This window comes from Candidatus Kuenenia stuttgartiensis (assembly GCF_900232105.1).
GTDB classification, from domain to species: domain Bacteria; phylum Planctomycetota; class Brocadiia; order Brocadiales; family Brocadiaceae; genus Kuenenia; species Kuenenia stuttgartiensis_A.
Window position 1 is genome coordinate 2,164,625 of record NZ_LT934425.1, and the last position, 13,796, is coordinate 2,178,420.

Here is a 13,796-nt window from a genome sequence, read left to right on the forward strand (position 1 = left end):
TTATGGTCTAACTGGGTGCATTCCCGATTTTTTGTGACTTCCGCCATGTTTTAATAAAACGTACAGTAGTGTTAACCCTGACAGGGTTTCAAACCCTGTCAGGGTTGTTTTGCCCCAACTCCATGAACACTTACAAAAAATCGGGAATGCTCCCGTCTAACTTCTCAAATACGACGGGCAGCTTTAAGTATCCCCGCAAACATTGCAGAGGCATTTGGTCGGTATCATATAAACGACAAAATTAATTTCTATTATTTTTCCAGAGGTTCAGTAGCAGAGACGCAAAACCACCTGGGATATGGTTTGATAGTAAGATATTTTCACCAGGCAGATATAAGTATGATTGACCACAAGCTAAACAAATTATATGAATCTATTAATCGCCTCATCAAATCCCTAAAATCTCAACCTCAACCTCAACCTCAACCTGGATATACCAAACTATGATCCCCGTCAACGAACCACTGCTAACCGGCAATGAAAAGAAATACCTGGCAGAATGCATCGATACCGGCTGGATATCTTCGGAAGGGCCTTTTGTCCGCCAGTTTGAACAGGGTATTGCTGCGCGTGTATCCAGAAGGCATGGAATCGCCGTAAGCAACGGCTCTGTTGCGCTGGAGGCGGCGGTTGCAGCCCTCGGCATCGGAGAGGGAGATGAGGTTATTATACCCACCTTTACCATAATATCCTGTGCTGCTGCTGTCGTTCGTGCCGGTGCAATGCCAGTTTTGATAGACTCTGACCCCATTACCTGGAATATTGATGCGGAGAAACTCAAGATTAAGCTTAAGGATGAGATTGATAGGAAAGGGAACAAGAAAATAAAGGCGATTATGGTGGTTCATATCTACGGCCTTCCCGTGGATATGGAACCAATATTAGAACTGGCAGAAAAATACCGTCTCTTGATTATTGAAGATGCGGCAGAGATGCTAGGGCAAACATATAAGGGGCAGCCATGTGGCAGTTATGGCGATATAAGCACAATGAGTTTTTACCCTAACAAGCATGTAACCACCGGCGAAGGGGGAATGATTTTGACCGATAGTGACGCGTTAGCAGAGAAATGCCGCTCTTTGAGAAACCTCTGTTTTCTGGCTAAGAAAAGATTTGTTCATGAGGAACTTGGCTGGAATTTTCGAATGACCAATCTTCAGGCAGCCGTTGGAATAGCACAGATGGAACAACTGGATGTGTTTGTTATAAAAAAACGCAAAATGGGACAAAAATACACCGAACTTCTATCCGACATTAAATCAATTGACCTGCCGGTACAAAAAACGGATTATGCAGAAAACATCTATTGGGTTTATGGCATTGTGCTAAAAGACGAAATCCCTTTTGACGCAGAAGAAGCCATGAAACGATTGGGTGAGAAAGGCATCGGTACCCGTCCGTTTTTCTGGCCGATGCATGAACAGCCGGTATTCAAAAAGATGGGGTTCTTTAAAGGAGAATCTCATCCAGTTGCTGAAAGGATTTCCCGCCGTGGATTTTATATCCCCAGCGGTCTTGCCTTAACGGATAACCAAATAAATGAAGTTTCCCGGGCGCTACACGAGGTGCTGGCATGAAGGTTTTTGATAAATACTCCGAGTATTATGATATTCTCTATAACGACAAAGATTATGCTTCCGAGGCGGGTTTTATTGATACTATCATTAAAAAATACCGGCCAAATGCAAAATCAATCCTGAATCTCGGGTGCGGCACGGGAACCCATGATTTTCTCTTAGCACAAAAAGGATACGATATTACCGGCATAGACTGTTCCGGATCTAACATCAAAAAAGCGAACTCAAAACTTACAGATATCGATAAATTTAAAAATTGCCTGGAGTTCCATGAAGGTGATGTTCGCATCTACAGAGCAAATAAAACCTATGACATTGTTATTTCGCTGTTTCATGTAATCAGTTACCAAATTACTAATGCGGACTTGAAATCTGTTTTTGAAACTGTAAAGATACATCTGAATAATAATGGGCTTTTTATTTTTGATTGTTGGTACGGACCTGCAGTATTGCATGTGCGACCTGAAACGAGAATTAAGCGAGTAGAGAGTAAAGATACCAGAATAATCAGGATTGCAGAACCGGAAATATTTCCAAACGAGAATAAGGTGCATGTAAAGTATCACGTATTCGTCATTGACAAAGTTACCAATAATGTTACTGAAATCAGGGAAACCCACCCTATGCGGTATTTATTTAAGCCGGAGATAGATGAATTAGTATCTGTTTCAGGATTAAACACTTTAGAATGTGCCGAATGGATGACGGACAATCCTTTAGGTTTAAATACATGGAAGGCTTATTTTGTCGCTACAAAGCAAATGGCGGTTGCTAAATGAAACCGCGTCAGGAAAAAAATAACAAATCCTTGCCACCCATCCTTGTCTATCAAATGGGCAAAGTAGGCTCCACAGCAATTTTGAAGTCATTGCAGAGACTGAATCTTTATAACAGAGTTTACCACGCACATTTTTTGTCAAAAAGCGGGATAAAGAGTGTGGAAGATTACTACCGAAGCCTTCCATATATAGAAGTTCCTAACCATATTTACGAATCGAAACAGATATGTATCGAGATTGAAAATTCCACACGAGAGCAGAAATGGAAAGTTATTACCCTTGTTAGAGATCCCATAGCCAGGGATATATCTGATCTATTTCAAAACATAGAGCGCGATTTCCCACAAATTAGAACACTTGATAGTAAAAATGCCCTGATAGAAATTAAAACATATTTATACAACATGATCATTAAATTTGACGAATCAACTGATTATGCCTGCAGTTGGTTTGACAAAGAGATCAAGGAAGTATTCGGATTTGACGTCTATTCACATGACTTTAGCAAGACGAATGGTTATCAAATATTTCAAACGGAAAAGGCAGATATTCTTGTCATTAAGTTGGAGAAATTATCTGAAATTCACAAGGAAGCTTTTCGGCAGTTTTTAGACATACATGATTTTACTATCGTAAAAGAAAATATAGGGTCAGATAAGTGGTATAACGAATACTACAAAGAAGTAGTAAATTCATTGCGTATCCCTGGACAGATAGTTGATAAAATATACGATTCCAGGTATTCAAAACATTTTTATACGGAGGGGGAGTTGTCTTCCTTTAAAGAAAAATGGTCCGGCAAGTCTTTTTACAATAAAAAAGACAAAAAAATATTGATTGTCCACCCGGAAGGAAACTTGCACAACAACCCTAATCTGAGCGGAATTGTGGAAATTCTATGTGAAAACGGTTGCAGTGCAGATGTTTTTTCTCTGAAGCATGAAACGATTGCTCAGAAGGCTCTGTGCTATGGATCACAGATGTTCCTTTTCGATGGGACACGAGATAGTACCGCTGGAGTATGCTTATTGGCTTCAAAAGTGTTTTTTTCCCCGCAAGAATTAGCACTACATGTACGAAGTGTTTACAAGGACTATGATCTCGTGGTTGGGGTTGACCGTGGTATTATTGAAGCTTCAATTATCGCTAGTGCACTGGAAGTTCCTTGTGGGTTGATCTCTTATGAAATATTTTTTGCTGATGAAGCCGGTGTGCAATTCAAACAGACTGAAATACACGCGTGTCAGAATATTTCTTTTGCTATCTGTCAGGATGAGATTCGCTCCGCTCAATTATCGAAGGAAAACAGGATTCCACTGGAAAAAATAATTAACATTCCGGTTGCCGGACGTGCCGTAAAACGCGGTGAAAGGTGTTGGTATTTTCACGATAAATTCGGAATAGACCACAGAAAGAAAATAGCCCTTTTGGCGGGTAGTATTGATAAATGGACAATGGCGGAAGAACTTATAGAAAGCGTTTCACGCTGGGATCCTGAGTGGGTGCTGGTTTTGCACAATCGTTACGGACTTGATGGTGGAGTGCATACCATATACGAACGCTACAAAAACAAACCAAATATTTACTTTTCGTTTGACCCTGTTAAATTAGTGCAAGATATGCATATATTATTACATTCCTGCGATTTAGGCATAGCGCTCTACAGAGCAACCAAACAAGGTATTTTTACCGGTAATAATCTAACTTACCTCGGAATGGCATCCGGTAAGATAGCTACATATCTTCAGCATGGCTTGCCGTTGCTTATCAATGAGATTGGCGAAATGAGCAGATACGTAGAGTCGTATGGTCTTGGTATATCGCTTAAAAGTGGCGATGGTATAAACCCAGGAGCCTTGTGCGAAGCCCCTTTTGCATACAAAGAACGATGCTATGGCTTTTTTGAAAACAAATTAGATTTGAATAAAACGATTCATCCATTCCTTGATAAGATGAATTCTTTGTTGAGAAAATGGCAAAGTGATAGTTCCTACGGGAAAGCAGGACAGGTGTCATCGGCTGACGTGTTGAGTATCAGCACGGAAAAATCTTTGGAATTTCTTAATTTACTAGTCAAACAAGAATTGCAAGACGGTAATATACAGAAAGCTAAGGAACTATTGTCGAAAATTCTTAATCAGTTACCGGACAATATAAAAGCGCTTAATAATCTTGCAGTTATTGAAATCCTTGAAAAGAATTGGGATGCGGCAACAGAAGCCTTAAGAAAGGTTTTATATCTTGACCCTTCCAACAAGGTTGCGCTGGAAAATACTAAACAATTGGAAAGACACCTTGTTTTATACAAGGCAGTTTTAGAAGCAGAAAAATTAGTAGGACAAAAGCAATATGCTGAAGCATATAAGATATTGGAAAAGGTTTTAGAAATTGACAAGAATTCCGTGGATGCCTTGAATGCTATTGCTAAAATCAGAATTGCAAGAAACGATTTTGAAGTCGCCGGAAAGGTGTTAACCAAGGTATTACAATTACATCCGGCAAATAAAACTGCTATTGAAAGCCTCGAATACATAAAGAAACAAGTGAACGTTAAAGATCACGCACCGTTGCCAGCGGGGGCGACTGCACTTGGAACTACTGCCGTTACGACTGAAGCTTGTTCTGGAATATCCGGAAGAACAGAGGCAGATTTTCAACATCTATTAGAAATGCTTAATCTTCAAGCCAAACAAGCATTGCAAGAGGGTAATGCTAAAAAGGCAAAAGAACTATTAGCAAAAGTTCTTAACCAGTCACCAAATAATGTAAAAGCACTTAACAATTTTGCAGTAACGGAAATTCTTGAAAAAAATTGGGAATCAGCACGAGAAGTTTTACAAAAAATTCTTGAACTTGATCCTTCTAATAATGTTGCACTTGAGAATGTTAAATATTTAGAAAATCAGGTATCTTTACATAAATTATTTTTAGAAGCTGAGAAACTAATTGAACAGAAGGAATATTCGAATGCACGTGAGATATTGAAAAATATCTTAGAGATCGATGATAGGCACATTGATGCACTTAATGATCTTGCGGTTATAGAAATCTCAGAAAATAACCTATTTAACGCAAGAGAAATTTTAAACAAAGTTTTAAGGAATGATTCTAACAATCAAATTGCAAAGGAGAACTTGGAATATCTTGAGCAACTAATCCATGTATCAGAAGAGAAAAGTTCAGATATTAAAGTTTCTGCAATAGTATCGACATACAATTCCGAACGATTTATCCGTGGTTGTTTAGAGGATTTGACAAATCAAACATCATACAAGAAGGGTGCACTGGAAATTATTGTGATAGACAGTTGTTCACCGCAAAATGAACAAGCTATTGTTGATGAGTTTCAAAAATCATACAGGGACATTGTTTATATACGGACTGAAAAACGGGAAACCATTTATGCCGCCTGGAACCGGGCAATCAAAATTGCCAAAGGAGAATATATCACTAATGCCAATACGGATGACCGCCACCGCAAGGATGGTTTGGAAATTTTAGCAAATGAATTGGATGAAAACCCTGATGTTGTATTGGTATACGGGAATCAAATTATTACCGAAACAGAAAATGAGACCTTTGAACACCACAAACCAGTTGGTGTCTTCCAATGGCCAGATTTCAACAGAAATTATTTGTTAAAAGTATGCAGCATTGGACCACAACCGATGTGGAGAAAGTTAGTTCATAGTGAGTTTGGCTATTTTGATGATATATTCCAGGTCGCCGGAGACTATGAATTTTGGTTAAGAATTTCCCAAAAATATCATTTTAAACATATTCCTGAATATCTGGGATTATATCTAAGATCTCCACAAAGTGCAGAATATAGAAACCAGGAACTAACCCAACAAGAAACACTTGTTATTCAAGAAAAATATAAAAAGTTAAAGGATATCCAAGAGAAACCCATCGCGAAGTTACCATTAGTCAGCATCATTATTCCCACTTACAACAGACCAGGCACCCTGAAGATTGCACTGGAGAGTATTGTCGCACAAACGTACAAGTTTATTGAAACCATTGTAGTTAACGACGCCGGAATAGATGTGCTAAATGTCATTGATACATTCAGGGATCGATTATCTATCAAATATTTCGTTCACAATATAAATAAAGATCGCTCTGCTGCAAGAAATACTGCAATAAAACATGCTTCTGGTAAATATATTGCGTATCTTGATGATGATGATATTTTTTATCCCGACCATATTGAAACACTGGTCAGCTTTCTGGAAACAAACAATACTTATAAAGTTGCTTATACAGATGCTTACAGGGCATTTCAAGAGAAGGAACACGGAAAATATATAACAAAAAACAAAGAGATACCTTATTCTTTTGACTTTGACTATGATCGTATCCTTACGGGTAATTTTATACCGACGCCCTGTATTATGCATTATAAATCGTGCATTGACGTTGTAGGAATATTTGATGAAACGCTTGGTGCTCACGAGGACTGGGATTTATGGATAAGGATGTCAACAAAATTCCAATTTGCGCATATCAGGAAAATTACCTGTGAATATTCCTGGAGGGAAGATGGCTCGTCAACCACATTCGGTAGAAAAGAGGTAATGGATTATACAAGAAATGTTGTTTTACAACGGGGAATAAAAATTTACCGGGAAAAACAAATTAGAGGACTATTTAATAGAGCGGAAGCTTCATTTCAAAGTGGTGCTTACAACGAAGCGATTGATGCATATAAAAAAGCCATCGAAACAAGCCCTTCTCCCAAGCAACAATTACCGCCGGAAGAAACTTCCCGCCTTTATGACGCATACTACAATCTTGCCCTTTCATACATAAATACCCAAAAGGTAGACGATGCCATTGCTGCTTTCCGAAAGGCAGTTGAATTACACAATGCTGACGCCACTATTTATAACAATTTGGGCGTTTTGTATTTCAGGAAAAGAATGCATGATGATGCAAGGCACTGCTTTGAAAAGGCATTGGCAATAGACGTTGATTACGCAGAGGCGCAACAAAATCTTGAAAAAATATCCAGCCTGAAAATTTCATAACACTGGTATACCGCAGAGAAGACGGAGAACGCAAAAGACATGGACAGACTTATGGCTGACAATGTGAAATATTATGACATACACAGAGCTGACGGGCCGCGCCGTATATTTCACCATGCACCCGATGTCTTTAAGGAAAATAAACAATCAAATATCTGACGCGTCTCAGGAGCCGATAGTATCAGATAGACAAATTTGTGAAGGGGTGCATTCCTGATTTTTTATAACCGTTTGTGTGATTGGGGCAAAACTACGCTGCAAGGGATGTGACAAGCCTGTCCCCCGCTGGCGGGGGAATAAGGGGGTGGAATTGTCTGCGGAGGAAATCTGGAAGGTTTATAACATGAATAGCCATAAGTTTTTCTTCTAATTCCTAAGCTTTGCGTGGAAATGCATGTCACGAAACAGGATAAAATTGTCCATTTGACCCGTGTGCGGAGCGTAGGAAAGAGGGGCAAGTTTGTTTTCATAATAAAGGGGTAGTTGAATCGATGGAGAAATCCAGTCCACCCCCTGAACCCCCGCCAGCGGGGGACATTGTTTGAACAACAGGAGCATTCCCGATTTTTTGGTTAACTAATTGTACATTGTAACACAAGCATCCTGCTTGTGGCATTTTGCCCTCAAGCTGGAAGCTTGAGTTACTATTCTCTCCCCCTGCTAAATGACATTTTTACAAAAAATCGGGAATGCTCCCCCCTTGATTAGGAGACAGAGTGCATGGGCTCCATCCGTTACCATTAAAAAAATATATGACCGTGTTGTTGCATCTTTTCTCTTCGCTATTTAAAGTGTTAGGCATACTGCCTTGTTCTTTATGAAAGGCAATATCACGGAAGGTGGCTAAATTAACAGAACACTCGCATAATGCCCCTATTCGTGCCAATTTTCAGTGCTGCATACTTTCTTCATTGAGATATGCCCGTTATTTTTCAATAAGGGTCAATTGGTAAAAGGAAGGTACAGAAAAAAGCGTTTTTATTTTTTGAAGGCGTGTATTAATAAACTGTTGTAAAGATTCACCCCGTTAGAGTCCGCTAATATTCATCGTCATCAGAAATTCGGCATTTGTTTTTGTTTTTGAAAGCCTGTTCTTTAATAATTCCATAGCTTCTATAGGATTCATTTCGTTAAGCACCTTTCTGAGTATCCAGATGCGTTTAATTTCGTCTGCATTAACAATTAACTCTTCTTTGCGGGTACCTGAACGGGTAATATCAATTGCGGGAAACAGTCTGCGGTCTGCCAGCTTCCTGTCAAGATGAAGCTCCATATTGCCAGTGCCCTTGAACTCTTCAAAAATAACCTCATCCATCCTGCTTCCCGTATCAACAAGTGCGGTTGCAATGATGGTAAGGCTGCCGCCTTCTTCAATGTTTCTTGCAGCCCCGAAAAACCTTTTAGGTTTCTGAAGGGCACTTGCATCCACACCGCCGGACAGTATTTTGCCACTGTGGGGAATCTCTGTGTTGTATGCCCTTGCCAGTCTTGTGATGGAATCGAGCAGCACAACAACGTCTTTGCCATATTCCACCATGCGTTTTGCCTTTTCTATTACCATTTCCGCAACCTGAATATGCCTGCTTGCCGGCTCATCGAAGGTAGATCCTATAACCTCCGCATCAACCGACCTGTCCATATCCGTAACTTCTTCCGGCCTTTCATCGATGAGCAGGATAATCAAATACGCTTCGGGATGGTTTTTTGTAATACTATTTGCTACTTTTTGAAGCAACACTGTTTTCCCCGTGCGTGGAGGCGCTACGATTAAACCCCTCTGGCCTTTGCCGATAGGCGTAACAAAATCCATAATTCTTGTCTCAAGTTCAGCAGGATCTTTTTCTAAAAAAAGCCTTTCAGTTGGGTGAAGGGGAGTCAGGTCATCAAAAACAATCTTATCTCCCATCATTTCCGGATTTTCAAAATTTATTGCCTCAACACGCAACAATGCAAAATACCGTTCTGAATCCTTTGGTGGCCTTATTTGCCCTGATACAACAGCGCCGGTACGAATGCCAAAACGGCGTATTTGCGAAGGCGAAATGTAGATGTCGTCCGGGCAAGGCAGGTAATTATAGTCAGGTGAACGGAGAAAACCAAAACCCTCCGGAAGCACCTCCACTACGCCTTCTCCGTACATCAGACCATTTTGATTGACTCTTTCCTTCAGGATTTTAAAGATCAGTTCCTGCTTCTTTAATCCCGTGTATTCTTTAAGCCCTTCCTTCTTGGCGATATCCTGTAATTCCTTGATTGTTTTCTTTTGCAGTTCTGTTATGTGCATTTTGCCGCGTTTGATTTCCTCATATTTTTCATTTGTTTCTTTATCTATTACTTCTATTTCTTTTTTACTGTCCAAGACCATATTCATTGTCTCCTTACCTTTCATAACTATTTATCCTCTATATAAAGTTGCCAGAATTTTTTGACTTGCAGAAATGTATTATCGACCGAGAAATTATTATCAATAATATAATCCGCCTTGTTTTTCTTCTCTTGCAGATCCATCTGGAAAGATTCTCTTTTTTCCAATTCTCCTTTGCTCCAGTGCCTGCTGATTTGACTTCGCTTTATCCGTTGGTCTTTGCCGGTATTTACAAATACCACATAATCACATACCATTGAAAGCCCCGATTCTTCTAATAAAGCAGCATCGATAACGATAGCATGCTTTTTGCCGCGATGTATTATGTCGTCAATTTTTGCATAGATTTGTTTTATAATAATGGGATGCAATATCGAGCATAAAGTATCCAAACCGGCCTTATCCCTGAATACGATCTCTGCCAGTTGTCTGCGGTCTATTCCGCCATAGCCATTTTTCACCGTATTGCCATATGTTTCTATTATATTTTTTTTAATCTCATCTCTTAAAAGCAGTGTATGGCACATCTCATCGGCATCGATGTGTGCCGCTCCCAGCGAAGCCAGCATCCGGGCAATGGCACTTTTTCCGCTGGCGATGCCTCCTGTTATGCCAATAATTTTTGGTCTGTTGCGCACTATGTTTCCATCCAGTTTTTCCCCGTCTTGATATTCACCTTAACGGGAACCCTGAGCGTTACGGCATGCCCCATTTCTTCCTGCACCATTATACGAGTCTGCTCCAGCGCCTGTACCCCTACTTCAAAAAGCAGTTCATCATGTATTTGCAGCAGCATGCGTGCTTCATAATCCCCGCATTTCAATTTTGAATAAATATTGTTCATTGCAACCTTTATCAAATCAGCGGCGGAGCCTTGAATTATCGTGTTTATGGCAATACGCTCCGCGAGGTTTCTGAACCGTTTATTCTTTGCATTAATATCGGGAATGGCACGTTTTCTATTAAAAAGTGTTTTTACATATCCCATTTCTTTCGCCTCTTCGACTACCTTATCCCTGAATTCCCGCACCCCCTGATACAAAGTAAAATATGCATCGATAAAATCTTTTGCATCATTTAATGAAAGACCGGTATCCCGTGAAAGCCCATATTCATTAAGTCCGTAAATAATGCCAAAGTTTATCGCTTTCGCATTGCGCCGCATTTCTGTCGTTACGTTTTCCAGAGGAACATGATAAATGGAGGACGCCACCGCAGCGTGAATATCCAAATCTTCCCTGAACGCCTCCATCAGCGCCGTATCTTCAGAAAAATGTGCAAGTATCCTTAACTCGATTTGCGAATAATCCGCCGACAAGAACACTGCGTTTTTTCCGGATGGAATAAACGCCCTGCGAATTTGTTTGCCAATATCTGTTTTGACCGGAATATTCTGAAGATTTGGATTACTGCTGCTGAGGCGGCCAGTTGACGTCACTGTTTGATTAAAGGTCGTATGGATTTTCCCTGTATCCTGATTTAAGAGATTCGGCAAGGCGTCTGCATACGTGCTTTTAAGCTTCGCAAGCTGCCGGTATTCCAGCGCCAGTTTTGGCAATGGATGACGCCATGCAAGGGAAGCCAGCACGTTTGCATCTGTTGATACGCCTGTTTTTGTGCGCCTTAATTTTGGTAATTGGAATTTATCAAAAAGGATTGCCCCCAATTGTTTGTGAGAACTGATATTAAACTCCTGCTCTGCAACACGATAGATTTCTTTTTCCAGACACTGCAATTGTGCCGCTAAATCACCGGACATCTGCCGAAGAAAGTCTGCATTAATACAGATGCCATTCCCCTCCATTTCCGCCAACACATAAATCAGAGGAATCTCTATTTCCTGAAAAAGCTGCCATAATCCTTCTTTCTTTAATAACGGCGCCATTGTTTCCGCCAGGCGAAATGTTATGTCGGCGTCCTGGCAGGCATATTGGCATACCTTATCTACCGGCACTTTATCCATCGTTATCTGCTGTTTGCCGGAACCGATTAATTCAGCGATCATTATTGTTTTGTAAGATAAGTATTCAAAGGCAATGTCATCAAGATTGTGGTTTCTTTTCGCCGGATTGAGCAGATAAGAAGCAATCATTGAATCAAAATAAATGCCTTTTAACCCGATGTTGTGTTTTTTCAGCACAAGCAAATCATATTTGATATTTTGTCCTATTTTCTTTTTACTTTCGTCTTCCAGGACTTTTCTTATTTCAGGAAGAACAATATCCGCCGTTAAATGCCTTGTGTTTTCAGGCGCCATCAAAGGCACATAATATGCTTCCTTCTGTTCCCATGAAAAAGAAAGTCCGACAATGTGTGCTTTAAGGGGATCGGTACCGGTTGTTTCCAAATCTATTGCAAAGGCGTCTTTTTTGCTTATCTGCTCAAGAAACCCGTGAAATTGTTCAATAGTATTTATGAGATAATAATGTGTCGCCTCTGTATTTGCAGTAGCTACCATATCGGAGAGAAGGGTATTGAATCCAAAAGATCGAAATAATTTCCTGAGTTTTATATTCTCTCCGGTGGACAGTCTGCAGGATTCCATATCCACCGTGAGGGGGATATCGTTATAAAGATCCAGCAGTTCCCTGGAGAACCTGGCCTGGTCGGCAAATGTCCGCAGGTTTTCCTGTCTTTTTTTCCCGGAAATATGACCAACATTGGCAAGTACGGATTCCAGCGACCCCCATTTTTTGATAAGATCGAGGGCGGTTTTATTACCAATACCAGGAACACCGGGAATATTATCAGAAACATCTCCCGCAAGTGCCAGCACATCAACCACCTGATTCGGCATAATGCCCTTTTGCGTAAATAGCACGTCCGAATCAATAATCTCCCCTTTTTTTGCGTGCAGTATTTTTACCTTCGGCCCGATTAATTGCTCCAAATCCTTGTCCGAGGTGACAATTACCACTTCTATTTCTTTTTTTTCCAGTACGGTCACTAACGACCCAATCACATCGTCCGCTTCATACCCCTTTGCCGCGTAAACCGGAATGCCAAACGCTCTGACAACTTTATAAATTAAAGGGATCTGAACTTGCAAATCTTCCGGTGTTTCCTTGCGGGTTGCTTTGTAGTCACTATATTTTTGATGTCGGTTTGTAGTATATTTTGTGTCAAATACCAGCGCCAAATAGTCAGGACGTTGTTCCCGCAGCAATTTCAGCAACATCCTTGTAAAACCATATACTGCGTTTGCCGGTGTGCCGTCAGGCGTTGTCAGCTTTGCCGTAATAGCATAAAACGCCTGATAACAATGAGAATGGCCATCGATGATAAAAAACCGTTCCGGCATTTTGGGTTAGTATTGTAATTTGGTTCTACTATGCAAAACCGTGTGTGTCATGTTACATAAAGAATGCTATTGGCATTTTACAACTATATGACAGACAGGGTGATTGCGCTGGTAAGGTAAATAAAGAGGATATGTTGTATGTTATTTACAATCAGGTCTCTAAAAAGTGGAAAAGGAATAGCTTGTTCAATAAAACAACTGTGGTATTAAAAAACAGTTTTCGTATGGAAAAAAACGGAAAATGCACAGACTGGAAAAAAGGATTTGATTTACCGCTATGCAAAAATTGGATGGAATACTTTCTGAAACGTAATTACAAAAAATGTTACCATGTATAAATGTTTTGTCAAGTCAAATATGCAAAATCAACACCGCATTTACCAAGGTTTCTTGGATTTTTGCTATACACGTTAATTTTTAAAAAAACGGCCATTGATTTACCTATAGCGGTTTTTTTCATTTTCTCTGCAAGGTTTATTTTAAAAATAGATATGTTCATCCATGCGGGGCGTAAACAAGTAAATATTGTAACATTTTAGCTTTTTGAAAAATTCACGGTATAGAAAAAATACCATGTAGCCCCGTTAGGGGCGGTCTGTTTGTAGCACAATAAAATTCAATAGAGTAAATAGCTCCGTAGGAGCGGCCTGTCCGTATTCAGGCAGACCTGTTTAATATGGATTTACAAGAGACAGGTCGCTCCTACGGAGCTTATCGGTAGTACGTTTTTTTTTAAAACCA

General features: G+C 40.1%; 6 protein-coding genes and 1 pseudogene. 4 read left to right on the plus strand and 3 right to left on the minus strand.

From position 1 onward, the window contains the following. Nucleotides 1–150 precede the first annotated feature (150 nt). From KSMBR1_RS23385 to KSMBR1_RS09980, 4 genes and pseudogenes are all read left to right on the plus strand, one after another. A pseudogene (locus tag KSMBR1_RS23385) lies at nucleotides 151–447 on the plus strand (four helix bundle protein); the annotation flags it as partial. Next, nucleotides 444–1,577: a DegT/DnrJ/EryC1/StrS family aminotransferase gene (locus tag KSMBR1_RS09970; protein WP_099325199.1), complete on the plus strand. Its 1,134-nt coding sequence runs from the start codon at nucleotides 444–446 to the stop codon at nucleotides 1,575–1,577. The pseudogene KSMBR1_RS23385 and the gene KSMBR1_RS09970, both read left to right, overlap by 4 nt. After that, nucleotides 1,574–2,356, plus strand: a complete 783-nt coding sequence (locus KSMBR1_RS09975; protein WP_099325200.1) for a class I SAM-dependent DNA methyltransferase — start codon at nucleotides 1,574–1,576, stop codon at nucleotides 2,354–2,356. The genes KSMBR1_RS09970 and KSMBR1_RS09975 overlap by 4 nt, the downstream gene beginning before the upstream one ends. Continuing rightward, nucleotides 2,353–7,389 (plus strand): glycosyltransferase, encoded by a 5,037-nt coding sequence (locus tag KSMBR1_RS09980; protein ID WP_099325201.1) that lies wholly within the window; start codon nucleotides 2,353–2,355, stop codon nucleotides 7,387–7,389. Before KSMBR1_RS09975 ends, KSMBR1_RS09980 begins: the two co-directional genes overlap by 4 nt. A 1,027-nt stretch (nucleotides 7,390–8,416) precedes the next feature. Here KSMBR1_RS09980 and rho read toward each other — a convergent pair. Genes rho through polA form a run of 3 tightly spaced genes read right to left on the minus strand, consistent with a single transcriptional unit; the run spans nucleotide 8,417 to nucleotide 13,055 of the window. Further along, nucleotides 8,417–9,778, minus strand: a complete 1,362-nt coding sequence (gene rho, locus KSMBR1_RS09985; RefSeq protein WP_320409739.1) for a transcription termination factor Rho — start codon at nucleotides 9,776–9,778, stop codon at nucleotides 8,417–8,419. Nucleotides 9,779–9,780: 2 nt separating this feature from the next. Next, on the minus strand, nucleotides 9,781–10,392 hold the full coding sequence (gene coaE, locus KSMBR1_RS09990) for a dephospho-CoA kinase (protein ID WP_157820512.1): 612 nt from the start codon (nucleotides 10,390–10,392) through the stop codon (nucleotides 9,781–9,783). Then, entirely contained in the window at nucleotides 10,392–13,055 is a 2,664-nt protein-coding gene (gene polA / locus KSMBR1_RS09995; RefSeq protein ID WP_099325203.1) for a DNA polymerase I, read from the minus strand. The genes coaE and polA overlap by 1 nt, the downstream gene beginning before the upstream one ends. Nucleotides 13,056–13,796: the final 741 nt, after the last annotated feature.